Origin of the sequence: Hymenobacter sp. 15J16-1T3B (assembly GCF_020711235.1) — a bacterium.
Lineage (GTDB): Bacteria > Bacteroidota > Bacteroidia > Cytophagales > Hymenobacteraceae > Solirubrum.
Map to the genome: position 1 here is coordinate 14,309 of NZ_JAJFAV010000013.1, position 13,686 is coordinate 27,994.

General features: G+C 63.3%; 15 protein-coding genes. 10 read left to right on the top strand and 5 right to left on the bottom strand.

What is annotated here, in order from left to right:
• The first annotated feature begins 1 nt into the window (after nucleotide 1).
• Nucleotides 2-496, top strand: coding sequence for a hypothetical protein (locus LJ737_RS19505; RefSeq protein ID WP_227768428.1), 495 nt, complete (start codon nucleotides 2-4; stop codon nucleotides 494-496).
• An 8-nt stretch (nucleotides 497-504) separates the two neighbouring features.
• Nucleotides 505-876 carry a hypothetical protein gene (locus LJ737_RS19510; protein WP_227768429.1) on the top strand — a complete coding sequence of 124 codons (372 nt, stop codon included), beginning with the start codon at nucleotides 505-507 and terminating at the stop codon, nucleotides 874-876.
• A gap of 86 nt (nucleotides 877-962) precedes the next feature.
• On the opposite strand, the gene thiL is transcribed toward LJ737_RS19510, so the two are convergent.
• Entirely contained in the window at nucleotides 963-2,000 is a 1,038-nt protein-coding gene (gene thiL, locus LJ737_RS19515; RefSeq protein WP_227768430.1) for a thiamine-phosphate kinase, read from the bottom strand.
• Nucleotides 2,001-2,058: 58 nt separating this feature from the next.
• Nucleotides 2,059-2,694 (bottom strand): hypothetical protein, encoded by a 636-nt coding sequence (locus LJ737_RS19520; protein ID WP_227768431.1) that lies wholly within the window; start codon nucleotides 2,692-2,694, stop codon nucleotides 2,059-2,061.
• Between the two features lie 105 nt (nucleotides 2,695-2,799).
• Here LJ737_RS19520 and LJ737_RS19525 point away from each other — a divergent pair, with 105 nt between their 5' ends.
• The 4 genes from LJ737_RS19525 (at nucleotide 2,800) to LJ737_RS19540 (ending at nucleotide 5,118) form a co-directional block, all read left to right on the top strand.
• The gene (locus LJ737_RS19525; protein WP_227768432.1) at nucleotides 2,800-3,423 is read left to right on the top strand and encodes a TetR/AcrR family transcriptional regulator; all 624 of its coding nucleotides are present in this window, start codon (nucleotides 2,800-2,802) and stop codon (nucleotides 3,421-3,423) included.
• A 259-nt stretch (nucleotides 3,424-3,682) separates the two neighbouring features.
• Nucleotides 3,683-4,273 carry a LemA family protein gene (locus LJ737_RS19530; protein ID WP_227768433.1) on the top strand — a complete coding sequence of 197 codons (591 nt, stop codon included), beginning with the start codon at nucleotides 3,683-3,685 and terminating at the stop codon, nucleotides 4,271-4,273.
• 129 nt (nucleotides 4,274-4,402) lie between these two features.
• Nucleotides 4,403-4,717 (top strand): hypothetical protein, encoded by a 315-nt coding sequence (locus tag LJ737_RS19535; RefSeq protein WP_227768434.1) that lies wholly within the window; start codon nucleotides 4,403-4,405, stop codon nucleotides 4,715-4,717.
• Between the two features lie 59 nt (nucleotides 4,718-4,776).
• Nucleotides 4,777-5,118 carry a hypothetical protein gene (locus LJ737_RS19540; RefSeq protein WP_227768435.1) on the top strand — a complete coding sequence of 114 codons (342 nt, stop codon included), beginning with the start codon at nucleotides 4,777-4,779 and terminating at the stop codon, nucleotides 5,116-5,118.
• Between the two features lie 72 nt (nucleotides 5,119-5,190).
• Here LJ737_RS19540 and LJ737_RS19545 read toward each other — a convergent pair whose 3' ends face one another.
• Together LJ737_RS19545 and LJ737_RS19550 are read right to left on the bottom strand one after the other, a co-directional pair.
• Nucleotides 5,191-6,933, bottom strand: coding sequence for a M3 family oligoendopeptidase (locus LJ737_RS19545; RefSeq protein ID WP_227768436.1), 1,743 nt, complete (start codon nucleotides 6,931-6,933; stop codon nucleotides 5,191-5,193).
• 102 nt (nucleotides 6,934-7,035) lie between these two features.
• A complete protein-coding gene (locus LJ737_RS19550; protein WP_227768437.1) occupies nucleotides 7,036-8,208 on the bottom strand; it encodes a ferredoxin--NADP reductase in 1,173 nt (390 codons plus the stop codon).
• A 280-nt stretch (nucleotides 8,209-8,488) separates the two neighbouring features.
• Here LJ737_RS19550 and LJ737_RS19555 point away from each other — a divergent pair, with 280 nt between their 5' ends.
• Nucleotides 8,489-9,772, top strand: a complete 1,284-nt coding sequence (locus tag LJ737_RS19555; RefSeq protein WP_227768438.1) for an MFS transporter — start codon at nucleotides 8,489-8,491, stop codon at nucleotides 9,770-9,772.
• 38 nt (nucleotides 9,773-9,810) lie between these two features.
• Complete coding sequence (locus LJ737_RS19560; RefSeq protein ID WP_227768439.1) at nucleotides 9,811-10,512, top strand: peptidoglycan DD-metalloendopeptidase family protein; 702 nt, start codon at nucleotides 9,811-9,813, stop codon at nucleotides 10,510-10,512.
• A 250-nt stretch (nucleotides 10,513-10,762) separates the two neighbouring features.
• On the opposite strand, the gene LJ737_RS19565 is transcribed toward LJ737_RS19560, so the two are convergent.
• A complete protein-coding gene (locus tag LJ737_RS19565) occupies nucleotides 10,763-11,977 on the bottom strand; it encodes an ABC transporter permease (protein WP_227768440.1) in 1,215 nt (404 codons plus the stop codon).
• Between the two features lie 63 nt (nucleotides 11,978-12,040).
• Here LJ737_RS19565 and LJ737_RS19570 point away from each other — a divergent pair, with 63 nt between their 5' ends.
• A complete protein-coding gene (locus LJ737_RS19570; protein WP_227768441.1) occupies nucleotides 12,041-13,288 on the top strand; it encodes an exo-beta-N-acetylmuramidase NamZ family protein in 1,248 nt (415 codons plus the stop codon).
• Between the two features lie 8 nt (nucleotides 13,289-13,296).
• On the top strand, nucleotides 13,297-13,635 hold the full coding sequence (locus LJ737_RS19575) for a hypothetical protein (protein ID WP_227768442.1): 339 nt from the start codon (nucleotides 13,297-13,299) through the stop codon (nucleotides 13,633-13,635).
• Nucleotides 13,636-13,686: the final 51 nt, after the last annotated feature.

Genomic DNA, 13,686 nt, shown 5'->3' on the forward strand with positions numbered 1-13,686 from the left:
CATGCGGCTAGCGTTTCTGCTTCTCCTGCTTGCAGCTGCGCGTCCCAGCGTTGCTCAAAACAGCCTGAAGGCAACGCTGCTGAATGACTTTGCCACCAGTAGGAAGGGTCCCTATTCAGTACATTCAGAGTGGTGGGTAAAGGATTCGGCTAATATCAGCACCAGAAACACCATTGTTTTCCACAACAAACCAAACTTCTATTTGGAGGAAACGGGAGCTTGTTCTTTCCTGACCTGGTCTTTCACATCAGGCAATACGATTAGCCAGTCCTCCTACTTTCCCTGCGTAGGTCATGGATATTTCACCTTGGCTATGAATGGCAGCGGCACATACAGATTCAAACTCAAGGAAGCTGCCGGCTGTGCTTACCTGAAACTTATTGACCATAAGTCTCAGGTAAGCTGGTTTGAAGTTTCACGGTCATGGGAATACGATTCCTATAACACGGCTTACCCTGTAATGACTTTGGTGCGTTTGAAAAACAAGCCCATTTAACACCCCATATGGACTACGCCAACGACCCCGAGCTAAGCGGCAAGTACCTCGGCACCATCACCAAGGACTTCGCCATCGTTTCGGATACCCTGAAGGAAGCCTCCTACCAGATCCGCCGCAACGACATCAAGTACCCCATTTTCATCTTCTCGCGCGTGCCGGTGCCCTTCGGCTCTCTGCTCCTCTCCCCCGACGAGGTAGCCACCGAGTGGTACGTGCTAGCCTCCTACCTCGACATCTTCGTGCAGCAGGGTCTGGTGGCCGAGGACAGCGAAGCCGCGTTCCAGGCCGCTTACAAAGACCCCGACGAGTTCTGCTGCCTGTTCGTGGTCGACGGTGAGTTTACGAAGTTCGTCTTCGTGCCCTACCCCGAGGACTAATCTTCGACCCAACCCATAGCAAAAACGCCCGCAGTTCCAGCCGCGGGCGTTTTTGTTTTCCGAAGAAGCAGGCCAGGCTTACTGGCCTACTGGCCGAAGTGCGACCAGCCCTGCGCCCGCAGCGGCACGGCGTTGCCGCCTTTCGTCGCCAGGATGGCGCCCTCCGACGCCTCCGTGATTTTGCCGATAATGGTCACGTCAGGGTGGTTTTTGAGCTTGTCGAAGTCCGAGAGCGGGACGGTGAAGAGCAGTTCGTAGTCTTCGCCGCCGTTGAGCATGCACATCACCGGGTCGAGGCGGAACTCGTCGGCCACGTCGTACACCTGCTGATCGGCGGGGAGGCGGTCGGAGAAAATGGTGGCGCCCACGCCCGAGGCGGCGCAGAGGTGCATGATTTCCGAGGCCAGCCCGTCCGAGACGTCAATCATGCTGGTGGGCGTCACGCCCAGGTCGCGGAGCATGTGCACCACGTCCATGCGGGCTTCGGGGCGCAGCTGGCGCTGCACCACGTAGTCGTAGGCTTCCAGGTTGGGCTGGGTTTCGGGGTCGGCCAGATAGGCCTGCTTTTCGCGCTCCAGGATTTGCAGGCCCAGGTAGGCCGCGCCCAGGTCGCCGGTGACGCACAACAGGTCGTTGACGCGCGCGCCGGAGCGCCGCGCCGCCTGCCCGCGGGCCACCGTGCCCAAGGCCGTGACCGAAATAATCAGCCCCGCGCGCGAGGCCGTGGTGTCGCCGCCCACCACGTCGACGCGGTAGGCTTCCGAGGCCAGGCGCACGCCTTCGTAGAATTCCTGCACGGCTTCCACCGAAAAGCGGCTCGGCAAGGCCAAGCTCACGGTAATCTGCGTGGGCAGCGCGTTCATGGCCGCAATGTCGGAGACGTTGACGGCCACGGCCTTGTAGCCCAGGTGCTTGAGCGGGCAGAAGGCAAGGTCGAAGTGCACGCCTTCCACCAGCAGGTCGGTGCTGACGACCACCTCGTGCTCGGCCGGCGGCGCCAGGATGGCGGCGTCGTCGCCGATGCCGAGCACGGTGCTGGGCTGGTGCAGGGTGATGGAGTCTTGAATAAGGCGAATCAGGCCGATTTCGCCGACTTGATTGAGCGGGGTTACTTGTTCTGACATGGCTTTCTGCACTACGGTGCGGGGGCGGCAAAGGTAACGCGCCGCCCGCCCGAATCAGCTATTGGCCCAGGTCCTGCTCGATGCCGCTGGGATAAATCGTGTTGATTTTCGTGGAATCCCCCGCGTCCGTCAGCTCCAGGATCAGGCTGCCAGTGCCGGGCAGCTTCACCCGCGCCTGCCACTGCGGACCCGCGCCCGGCACGATGTCGATCCGCCCCCGCTGCAATGCCGTAGCCACCACCACGGCCGGGCGCGGCGTGTAGAGAATCCAGCCGTACTCGAAGCCCACGGGTGGCCCGTAAGCCTGCCGGGTGCGCCGAAAATCCGCGTCGCGGCGCCCAAACTGCTGACGCTGGTCGTCGATAAACTCGGGGCTAAACCAGCCCGCCTGCCGCAGGTACTGCAAGTAGGCAGTGGCCCGCGCGGCGTCGACTTGGTAATGCGCCGTGTCGCCCTGGCCGGCTTTGCGGACCGTGGCCGTCAGCAACTGGTCGAGCCGGGGCTGGGCCTGTTGGTACCACCGCAGAAACCGCCGCACCGTTTCCGTCCGCTGGCGTTGCTGGGCCGGATTGGCGGCCACGGCCGGCGGCGCCGGGGCCTCTTCCACCGGCGCTTCACCGCTGGGTTGCCCGGGGCCGCAGCTTGTGAGGGCGAAAAAAGCCAGTAGCTGCCCCAAACGTTTGCGAAAAACCATATGAGAATGAAAAAGATAGTCGTATTATGCTTCAGCAAACTTCTAGAGTCCATGGAAAATCCACAACTTTAATTTGCTAACGAACGTTAGGAACCAGTATATTTGATGGCTGTTACGCCTCCCATGGAATCCACCACGCCCACCCTTTCCCGCAAAGCCCAAATCGACCAGACGGCCACCGCGCTGTTTCGGCAACGCGGCTACGCGGCCACCAGCATGCGCGAGCTGGCGGCGGCCCTGGGCATCGAAGCCGGCAGCATTTACTCGCACATCCGCTCCAAGGAAGAGTTGCTGCACCGCATCTGCTTCCGGGTAGCCGATGAGTTTATGGCGGGCCTGCGCACCGCCACTGTCGACGACCTAGCCCCCGCCGCCGTGCACCTGCGCCGCGCCATCGACAGCCACGTACGCGTGCTCATCCGCGACACCGACGCCTCGGCCGTGTTTCTGCACGAGTGGCGCCACCTGAGCGAGCCGGCCCTGTCGGAGTTCGTACAGCTGCAGCGCGGCTACGAAGCGGCTTTCCGCGACATGATTGCCCGCGGCGTGGCCGACGGTGCCCTGCGCACCCCCGACCCCGCGTTTGCCACGCTCACGCTTTTTGCCAGCCTTACTTGGTTGCCCAACTGGTACCGCCCCGACGGCAAACTGAATCCCGACCAGATTGCCGAACGCCTCACCGACCAGTTGTTGGGCGGCTTGGCCACCGGTGACCACCTCCCAACCTGAGCGCAGCGGGGCCCCCGGATGAGCATTCCCCCCTGCTTTTCCCCGTTAGCCGGGTGCCCTGCTGCTGCTCTCGTCGCATTTCCCTGTTCCCCGTTCATGCCGCTCCGCCGTCCCACGCGGGGCGGCATGAATTTTTTTGGGACTCGTCCGCTGGTTGTCCGGGCCTTGGCTGCCACCTTCGGGGCGGCCGGGCCTGAAATTTGCGGTTTTTCCGCTGTCCCGGGAATATCCACTCCCGCTCCTGCGTTTGATGGCTACCATGCGTAAACTGCTGTTTTATTTCCCGCTGCTGGTCTTGCTGGCAGCCGCTTCCTGCCGCAAAACCGGCGACAACGTCGTCGTAGATCCTACTTCCCCGGCCGCTGCCCAAGCCCAGCTGGCGGTGCTGCGCGACACGGTCAATGTGCGCTGGCAGCGCATGATTGACAGCGACAACCAGAAACTGGTGGCCACCACCGCCGTGCTGCAAACGCTCAAGCAACTGCCCGGCACCGACAAAACCCAGGCCGATCAGTTGCGTGCCGCCAACGACCAGCTGCTGGGCCTGCGCTACGACCAGAAAACCATGGCTGAGTCGGCCAAAATCGACGCGTACGACAACGCCCAGACCCAGGTGCTCAACGCCGTGTACGATTTGGCCCGGCCCCAGCTGGAGCGCAGCCAGGACGTGCAAGCCCTGACCGAAACCATCAAAGAGGCTGATAGCCAAGTTATCGGCTTTCGGGTGCGCTACGACCAAGCGGCCAAGAAATACAACCAGTACCTGCAGTTGCACGGCGCCACGCTCAAGAAAGCGGGCCGCAAGTACTCCAATCTGCAGCCCTTGCCGCTGTTCGAGTTGCAGCCTTAACCGGTACCGAATGCAGTGTGAAAAAGCCCGCAGCCTCTGCTGCGGGCTTTTTCGGTTTTTAGCCCCAGCACGGTGCAACCTTACACCCCGTCTTACGCCTCCTGCTGGTATAGTTAACCCGTTTGTCTTATGCGACGCCTGCATTTTCTGCTCGTTTTGGCCGTCTTCGTTCCGCTGGCATTCGGCTGCCAGGACGACCAGGACGCTCCCAACCCCGACTGCAAAACCGCCGCCACCATCCGCGACCTGACCGGATTCGACGGCTGCGGCTTCGTGCTTGAACTCAGCAACGGCCAGCGTTTGGAGCCGCACGGCCCCCTGTGGCAGAACTACGCCAAGCACGACGGCGAGCGGGTGACCATCAGCTACGTCAGCGCGCCAACTCCCAGCATCTGCATGGTGGGCGAAGGCGTGACCCTCAACTGCATTCAGCAGATGAACTAGGCCGCTGCGCTTTTCGCCGCTGCTTTATTGCGTCATTTATTCATCCCTGCCCAACTGCCATGCGTCCGTTTTTGCCGTTGCTTGCCGCCGTTACCAGCGCCCTACTTACGAGTTGCGAGCTGTGTAACGACCCGATGGAACCCGAACCGGCGTGCGCCACCCCGGCTACGGTGCGTTACCCCATCTGCAACGTGGCCAATTGTCCCGAGCACCCCATTCTGCTCGTGCTCAACGACGGCAAGGAACTGCGCCCCTTCGGCGGGGAGTGGGACGCCTTTCAGGCCACTTACCCCAGCGCGCTGCCTGAGCAAGTGCTGATTTCCTACAAGCCCGAAGTCACGCCGGCTGTGCATACCTGGCAAAACGCTACGCTCACCTGCATCAGCACCGTGGCAGAATAACAACCTGATTTAAAGCAAGAAGCCCCGGCTGAACGACTCCAGCCGGGGCTTCTTGCTTTATAGGGTATCGGCCTACAGCTGGGCCATTTCCGCGTGCACAAAATCGGCCAGGGTGCGCAGGTAATCGGTGCTGAAGTCAAAGCGGATGCCGGCGGCCTGGTAAATCTCGCCGATGGTGGCGGTGTAACCCAGGGCCAGGGCGCGCTTGTAGGCTTCAAGGCCGGCCTGCGGATCGAGGCGGAAATTGCGCCACACGGCAATGGCCCCGAGCTGGGCCATGGCGTACTCGATGTAGTAGAAGGGCACTTCGTAGAGGTGTAGCTGCTTCTGCCAGAGCCAAGGCTTGTAGCCTTCCAGCCCTTTCCAGCTCACGGTGCGCTGGTTGAACTCGTCGAAGATTTCCGTCCAGCGCTGCTGACGCTGCTCCGAGGTGTGCGCCGGGTTTTCGTACACCCAGTGCTGGAATTTGTCGATGGTGGCCACCCACGGGAACGTCTCCAACACCGATTCCAAGTGAGTTTTCTTGGCCCGGCGCAGCTCATCGGCGTCGGTGAAGAACACGTCCCAGTAGTCCATGGAAATCAGCTCCATCGACATGGAGGCCAGTTCGGCTACCTCGCTCGGCGGATGCTTGTCGGCGCCCATGGGCAGGCGGCGCGTCAGGAAGGAGTGTACGGCGTGGCCGCCCTCGTGCAGCATCGTAATGACGTCGCGCAAGGAGGACGTAGCGTTCATGAAGATGAACGGTACACCGGTTTCGTCGAGCGGGTAGTTGTAGCCGCCCGGCGCCTTGCCCTTGCGCGACTCCAGGTCGAGGTGGCCCATGTCGCGCATGGTGGTGAGGCAGTCCCCGAGGAAGGGGTCGAGGCGCTGGAAGACGGTAATGGTCTTTTCCAGCAGCTCCTGCCCGGTTTCGAAGGGCCGCATGGGCGCTTTGCCGGAAGGGTCGACGTCGAGGTCCCAGGGGCGCAGCTCGGGCAGGGCTAGGTCCTGGCGCCGCTCCAAATCCAGCTCGTCGATGAGCGGCACCACGGTTTCGCGGATGGCGCGGTGGAAGGCAAAGCAGTCCTCGGGCGTGTAATCGAAGCGGCCGAGGGCGGCAAACATGTAGTCGCGGAAATTGCTGAAGTCCGCGTTGCGGGCCATCTGGTCGCGCAGGCCGATGAGCTGGGTGAAGAGCAGGTCGAGCTTTTGCGCGTCCTGCACGCGGCGGTCCTGAATGGCCTGCCAGGCCTGTTCCCGCTTGGCGCGGTCGGTGTCCTTGAGACGGTCGGCGGCGCGTTGCAGGGTCATTTCCTCGCCGTCGAGGGTCACCGTCATGGCGCCCACCGTGGCGGCGTACTCCTGCTGCTTGGTGCTGATTTCCGTCTTGAGCGGAATGTTCTGCTCGCGGTAGATTTCCAGGGCCCGGCGCACGGAGCGCAGGAAAATGCGGTATTTCTGCTGGTCCAGCTCGCCGGCGTAGGGCGAGGCCACCAGCTTTTCGTTCAGGGCGTGGTCGTAGGGCGCCACTTTGGGCTCAATCTCGCTGACGAAGTACTGAAACGCCTCGGCGCGGGCGGCATCCTGGGTGTCGCAGGTCATGCGGATATAGCGCCAGGCCAGGTCTTCGCTGAGCACGGCCTCCAGCTCGGAACGGTCGAGCAACCACTGCTCCAGCGCGGCGCCGGAGCCAACGGCCCGGTCACGCAGCTCGATAAAGTAGGGTTCGATGGTCGCCCAATCGGTGACGGTGAAAGCCTCGGGCAGGTAGTGCCGGGCCGGCCGGTTGGGCGAAGTAACGTCGGCGGAAATTTCCAGAGGAGAAGAAAGCATGGGCTAGGGTGCGGCGGGCGGGAGGTTGGAACCTATATGCTACGCAGAAGCGGCGCAAAAGACGGGAATGCGGCGCAAAAAATTAACCGGCGCGCCGCCTAGTTAGTCAATCTCGATGACCACGTCGTCGGTGAGCGGGTGGCCCACGCACATGAGCACGTAGCCCTGCTGAATTTCGCGGTCCGACAGGCCTTCGCGCTCGTCGAGGTGCACCTTGCCGGTGAGGCATTTGCCGCGGCAAGCCGTGCAGAGGCCGGCCTGGCAGCTGTAGGGCAGGTCGATGTCCTGGTCGAGGGCGGCCTCCAGCATGGTCTGATTGGGCTGCACTTCCACCACGTACTCGGTGCCTTCGTACTGGATGGTAACCTTGCGGGCCGAAATTTCATCCTTGTCGTCGGCCATAACGGTGCCGTGGCCCTCGGGCTGGGCCGCGGCGGCTTCGGCCGAATCGGCGGAGGCCACGAAACTCTCGCGGCGGATGCGGTCGGCGGGCACGCCGAGCAGCTCCAGGGCCGCTTTGGCTTCGGCCATCATGCCCTCGGGGCCGCACATGTAATACTCGGCCTGGGCGGGCGCGGTTTGCCAGCGCTGTTCGAGCACCCGCAGCAGCATGGTGCGGTTCAGGCGGCCGGTGTGCTGGTGCTCGGCCGCGGGCTGCGGCGCCGAGGAGCCGCCACCGAACAGGCGGCCCAGCAGCCCGCCCCCGCTCTTGGCGGCTTGCTTGGGCTGGCTGAACACGTGCTCCACCTCGAAACGGCCGGCGTACTGCTGCTCCAGCTGCTTGAGCTGCTCGCGGAAAATCACCGTGTCCTCGTTGCGGTTGCCGTACACGAGCAGCACCTGGCTCTGCGGTTCCTGCTGCAGCACCGTTTTGAGAATCGACATCAGCGGGGTGATGCCCGAGCCGGCGCCGATAAGCACCAGCTGCCGGGCCGTCTGCGGGTTGGCTTCGAGGGTGAAGTTGCCCAGCGGGGCCATGGCCTCGATGGTCTGGCCCACGCGCACCGTGTCGAGCAGGTGGTTGCTGACCAGGCCGCCGGGCACGCGCTTCACTGTCACGGAAAGGCGCGGGGCATCGGCGGGGGTGCTGCTGAGCGAGTACGAGCGGCGCTCGGGCCGCTTGCCGCTGCCGCAGGGCACGATGAGGGTCAGGAACTGGCCCGGCTGGCTGGGCACGGGCTGCCGGTCGGCGCGTTCGAGGTGAATGGTGATGGCGTCGGCGGTTTCGCGGGTCAGCTCGACGACGGTCAGCGTCAGGTAAGGACTGGTGCTCATGCGGTTCTCGGCCGGCCGCAGCCGGCGCACGAAAACTTAAGGTTCGGGAAGGGGAAAACGGCTCCGCGGCCCAAGGGGCGGCGGGACTGCAAAATACGGGAAAAGCCGGCGAAGGGTGGCTTCGCCGGGCTGACGAAAGGGTTACGGCCGGGTTAGCGGCCCTGCCGAAGCCGGCTGCCCCGCGCCGCAACGAAATGCGTCGACCAAGTAAAGTATTTTCCCGCCGGCTGCGTCGACCCCGAAGCCCCCTTGCCCCTGCCCGCCTTACCGAGCTACGTCTATGGAGCACCTTTCCGCCCCGCCCCCGGCCTTCACCGGCTACCAAAAATTCCTGATTGCCGTGCTGGCCCTGCTGCAGTTCACGGTTATTCTCGACTTCATGGTGTTGTCGCCGCTGGGCGACGCGCTGATGAAGTCCCTGCAGATTGCGCCCGCCCGCTTCAGCCTGGTGGTATCGGCCTACGCGTTCAGCGCGGGGGCGGCCGGCCTGCTCACGGCGGGCTTTGCCGACCGCTTCGACCGCAAAAAGCTCCTGCTATTCTTCTACGCCGGCTTCACCCTCGGCACGCTGGGCTGCGGCTTGGCCACGAGCTACCCACTGCTGCTGGCCGCGCGGGTGGTGGCGGGGCTGTTTGGCGGCGTCATCGGCTCAATCTCCCTGGCCATCATCGCCGACGAGTTTGCCGTGCACCAGCGCGGGCGGGTGATGGGCGTGGTGCAGATGGCTTTTGCCGCCAGCCAAGTGCTGGGCATTCCGCTGAGCCTGTACCTGGCCAACCGCTGGGACTGGCACGCGCCTTTTCTGCTGATTGTGGGCCTTGCGTTGGTGATTGGCGCGGCCGTGTGGCTGCGCATGCGCCCCGTCGACGGGCACCTGCGGCTGCAAACGGGCACCAACGCCTTTGCCCACCTCTGGCACACCGTCAGCACGCCCAGCTACCAGACGGGCTTTCTGGCCATAGCGTTTCTGGCCGTGGGCGGCTTTCTGCTCATGCCCTTCGGCAGCGCGTTTCTGATCAACAACGTGCACATCCCGCCGGCGCAGCTCCCGCTGATTTACCTGTGCACCGGCTGCGCCTCGCTGCTCATCATGCCCGTCATCGGCCGCCTGAGCGACCGGTTCAGCAAGTTTCACCTGTTCACCGCGGGCTCGGTGCTGGCCCTGATTACGGTGCTGATTTATACCCACATCGGCCCGACGCCGCTCTGGCAGGTAGTGGCCTTGAACGTGGTCATGTTCATGGGCATCATGAGCCGCATGGTGCCGGCTACCGCCCTGAACACCAGCGTGCCGGAGCCCCAGGACCGCGGCGCCTACATGAGCGTGACGGCCTCGCTGCAGCAGGTGAGCGGCGGGCTGGCGGCCGTGGGTGCCGGCTTGGTGGTGACGCAGGCCACCAGCCACAGCCCACTGGTGCACTACAACTGGCTGGGCTACATGGCCTGCGTGGTGTTCGTGGGGTGCATGCTGCTGGTGTACCGCGTCAGCCGCTTGGTGGACCGCAAGCAGGCCGCCGCCGGGCCGGTACCTGCTCCCGCGCCGGTAGCCGCGCTGGCCGAGTAACTTCGCGCCGCCGCGCTGCCACTTCATTAGTCCTTTCCGTGTCCGAAACGCCCCTTTCCGCCCTGCTCCGCCGCCACGCCGCCGATTTCGGCCCGGTGCTGCCCGTCGACCTCAATGCGGCCGATGTTGCCCGCCTCGATTTTACCGCCGCCAACCCGCGCCTCGCTGCGGCCGACCTGCGCGACACCGTCGCCTTCGACCAGCTGGTGCACGAGCTGCTGCGGGCCGAGCAGGCCCGCATCGGCGTGGGCGGCTACCTCGAAAACCGCGTTATCTACCGCCGCAGCCCCGGCCTGTTCGGCGACCCGGCTGTGCCCGCCCGCTCCCTGCACCTGGGCGTCGACGTGTGGCTGCCGGCCGGCACGCCGGTGCTGGCCCCGCTGCCTGCCACCGTGCACAGCCTGGCCGACAACGACAACTTCGGTGACTACGGCCCCACCGTTATCCTGCAGCACGAGCTGGAAGGCGTCACTTTCTACTCGCTCTACGGCCACCTCAGCCGCCGGGAAGTAGCCGAGCTGCGCGAGGGGCGGCCGCTGGCGCAAGGCCAAGCCTTTGCTACCGTCGGGCCCTGGCCGGAAAACGGCGACTGGCCCCCGCACCTGCACTTTCAGCTCATGGCCGACCTGCAGGGCCGCCGCGGCGACTTCCCCGGCGTGGCCTTGCCGGAGGAGCGGGACTACTGGGCCGCGCTCTGCCCCGACCCCAACCTAGTGCTGCAGAGCCGCTGGCTGAGCTAGTCGGCGGCCGGCTATTACTTCTAACGGTAGTGCTGGCAGTCATTGCGAGCGAAGCGCGGCAATTGTTCCGCTAGTAGCACCGCCGACGCAATCCTTCCTGACCGAAAACAGCAGCGCCCGAAACCGGAGTTTCCGGTTTCGGGCGCTGCTGTTTTAAGTTTCTGCCGGCTGGCTCGTCTTGCCACTAGAGGAACAATTGCCGCGCTTCGCTCGCAATGACGGCCTAGCGGGTTGTTTTCAAGGCACCTATTTAGTCGAACTTGATGGCTACCACCGGCTTGATGCGGGCAATGAGGTAGGTCGGAATGAGCACGGCCAATTGCGAAGTGATGAACACGGCCAGGTTGATGAGCAGGATAACCTGCACGTCCCAGTGAATCGGCACCCGGTCCATGTAGTAGTTCTCGGGGTCGAGCGGGATGGGGTGGAAATAATACTGAATGGCGCAGAAGCCCAGGGCCACCACGTTGCCCCAGAGCATGCCTTTGAGCGTTAGATTCAGGCCGCGGAAGAAAAACATGCGGCGAATCTGGTTGTCGGTGGCGCCCAGGGCCTTGAGCACCCCGATCATATTGGTGCGCTCCAAAATCATGATGAAAATCGTCGCGACCATGTTGAAGGTAGCCACGAAGATGATCAGGATGAGGAAGATGATGACGTTGCGGTTGAGCAGCTGCAGCCAGTCGAACAGCTGGGCGTACTGGTCGGTAATCTTGTCCAGCTTCAGGTCGTAGGGCAGCGCGTTGAGGATGTTGTCGTAGGTCGGGTCGAGCTGGCGGAAGTCGCGCAGCACCACTTCGTAACCGCCCACCAAGGAGTCGGGCCAAGCATTCAGCTCCCGGATCTGGCGAATGTCGCCCATCACGTACACCTCGTCGAACTCGTCGAGGCCGGTTTGGTAGATGCCGGCCACGTGGAAGCGGCGGATGCGCGGCGGGTTTTGGATAAAGTAGAACAAGGCCTCGTCGCCCACTTTCAGGCGCAGCTTGTCGGCCATCTTGCGCGAAATCAGCACCTGGTCGGACGCGGCCGAGTCGGGGTAGCTCAGGAACTGGCCCGCCACCAGGTTCTGGCGCATGGGTGAGCGGCCGTTCGTCTCGTCGATGCCCTTGAGCACCACGCCCATCACCTCGTCCTTGGTCTTGATAATGGCCGTTTTGCGGGCAAAGGGCTGCATGCTGAGCACCTGCGGGTAGCGGCGCATCTCCGCCGAGAGCTTGGGCCCGTTGATGGGCTCCACTTCCAGGGAGTTGTTGTTGTCGTACTTGCTGACGGTCAGGTGCGCCCCGAACGAGAAGATTTTGGCCTGGATTTCGTTGCGGAAGCCTTCCAGAATGGCAAACGACACGACCATCACGGCCAAGCCCAGCGCGATGCTGATGATGGCAATTTTGGTAACCGACGACGTAAACGACCCCGAATCGGAGCCTGCAATCTTCTGGGATATGTACCGCGAAACGTTCACTGGGCGTAAAGCTACGCGAAGCCGGCTAGTTTTGTGAATCTCCCACCCTCTCGGATGACAACCATGATTTCCCTTGCCCTGCCCGTGCTCGGCACGCTGCTGTTGCTGCAAGATGCGGGCTGTACGCGCCCGCAGCCGGCAACGTTGCCACCAGCCCCGACCTCAACCGTAACCACCTCAACTGCCGCGGCTTCTAGTTCCGCCCCGGCCGCCGCGCCGGTGCAGGTCGGGGCCGCCCAATTCGACAAGTACCTGCCGCTGCTCAAGGGCAAGCGTGTGGGCGTGGTCGTGAACCAGACCTCCACCGTGGGCCGGGCCCTGCTGCCCGACACGCTGCTAAGCCGGGGCGTCAACATCACCGCCATTTTCGGGCCCGAGCACGGCTTCCGCGGCGAAGCCGCCGACGGGGCCACCATCAAAGACGGCAAGGACGCGCGCACCGGCAAGCCCGTGCGCAGCCTCTACGGGGCCACCAAAAAGCCCACCGCCGAGATGCTGCAGGACGTGGACGTGCTCATTTTCGACATTCAGGACGTGGGCACGCGCTTCTACACCTACATCAGCACCATGCACTACGTGATGGAGGCCGCCGCCGAGCAGGGCAAGGCCGTCATCGTGCTCGACCGGCCCAACCCCAACGGCTGGTACGTCGACGGGCCGGTGATGGAGCCCCAGCACAAGTCGTTCGTGGGCATGCACCCCATCCCCGTGGTGCACGGGCTGACGGTGGGCGAGCTGGCCAAGATGATCAACGGCGAGAAGTGGCTGGCCGGCGGCAAGCAGTGCCAGCTCACGGTGGTTCCCGTGGCGGGCTACACCCACAGCACCCGCTACCAGCTGCCGGTGCGCCCCTCCCCCAACCTGCCCAACCCGCACGCCGTGTCGCTCTACCCCACCATGTGCCTGTTCGAGGGCACCGACGTGAGCGTAGGCCGCGGCACCGACACGCCCTTCGAGGTCATCGGCGCGCCCACGCAGCCCAGCACCCGGCCCTACTCGTTTACGCCCCGCCCCAACGCCGGCTCCACCTCCCCGCCCCAGAACGGCAAACTGTGCTACGGCCAGGATTTGCGCCAGACCGGCAACGATGTGGGCTTTACGCTGAAGTACCTCATCGACTATTACCAGCAGAGTACGGCCAAGGATAAGTTTTTCGGCAAGTACTTCGAAGAGCTGACCGGCACGCGCACGGTGCGCGACATGATTGTGGCCGGTAAACCGGAGCCGGAAATCCGCGCGGCCTGGGAGCCGAAGCTCAGCCAGTACAAGCAGCTGCGCAAGAAGTATTTGCTGTACCCGGACTTCAAGTAAAGCCGTTGATGAGCGAGGTCCTTGACATCTTAGCCGACCGTAAACTAAGCGCAGTTGTGTTCGTGCAGGATTACTTGCAGCTGCAATTCGATGGGGATACGATGACGCTCTACGCTTGGCCCACCTTCTTGCTGCCGCAAGGCATCTGTAGCTTCGGCGATGTTGCTTATCGGAACGAACTGTGCTCGTTCATCACGCGAATAGTGCAACGCGTTGAATTGCTGGAGCAGCAATGCTTGACGCTCTACTTCAAAGGCACCAACGACGTCATCCGTATTCCACTGGATACTGGTCGCGAGGCTGTGTACTTTACGGAATATGACAATACCTCCTGGCTTACCCTCTGAGCTGGCTTCACGCAATTGTAGCTTCTAGCTAGTTTTGCCCGCTCATTTCTG

Bases quoted from the DNA above. Each gene is read 5' to 3' on its own strand.
- LJ737_RS19535 (WP_227768434.1), top strand. From the start codon at position 4,403: ATGCGACGCCTGCATTTTCTGCTCGTTTTGGCCGTCTTCGTTCCGCTG.
- LJ737_RS19575 (WP_227768442.1), top strand. From the start codon at position 13,297: ATGAGCGAGGTCCTTGACATCTTAGCCGACCGTAAACTAAGCGCAGTT.
- LJ737_RS19505 (WP_227768428.1), top strand. From the start codon at position 2: ATGCGGCTAGCGTTTCTGCTTCTCCTGCTTGCAGCTGCGCGTCCCAGC.
- LJ737_RS19525 (WP_227768432.1), top strand. From the start codon at position 2,800: ATGGCTGTTACGCCTCCCATGGAATCCACCACGCCCACCCTTTCCCGC.
- LJ737_RS19545 (WP_227768436.1), bottom strand. From the start codon at position 6,933: ATGCTTTCTTCTCCTCTGGAAATTTCCGCCGACGTTACTTCGCCCAAC.
- LJ737_RS19520 (WP_227768431.1), bottom strand. From the start codon at position 2,694: ATGGTTTTTCGCAAACGTTTGGGGCAGCTACTGGCTTTTTTCGCCCTC.
- LJ737_RS19510 (WP_227768429.1), top strand. From the start codon at position 505: ATGGACTACGCCAACGACCCCGAGCTAAGCGGCAAGTACCTCGGCACC.
- LJ737_RS19540 (WP_227768435.1), top strand. From the start codon at position 4,777: ATGCGTCCGTTTTTGCCGTTGCTTGCCGCCGTTACCAGCGCCCTACTT.
- LJ737_RS19570 (WP_227768441.1), top strand. From the start codon at position 12,041: ATGATTTCCCTTGCCCTGCCCGTGCTCGGCACGCTGCTGTTGCTGCAA.
- thiL (WP_227768430.1), bottom strand. From the start codon at position 2,000: ATGTCAGAACAAGTAACCCCGCTCAATCAAGTCGGCGAAATCGGCCTG.
- LJ737_RS19550 (WP_227768437.1), bottom strand. From the start codon at position 8,208: ATGAGCACCAGTCCTTACCTGACGCTGACCGTCGTCGAGCTGACCCGC.
- LJ737_RS19530 (WP_227768433.1), top strand. From the start codon at position 3,683: ATGCGTAAACTGCTGTTTTATTTCCCGCTGCTGGTCTTGCTGGCAGCC.
- LJ737_RS19555 (WP_227768438.1), top strand. From the start codon at position 8,489: ATGGAGCACCTTTCCGCCCCGCCCCCGGCCTTCACCGGCTACCAAAAA.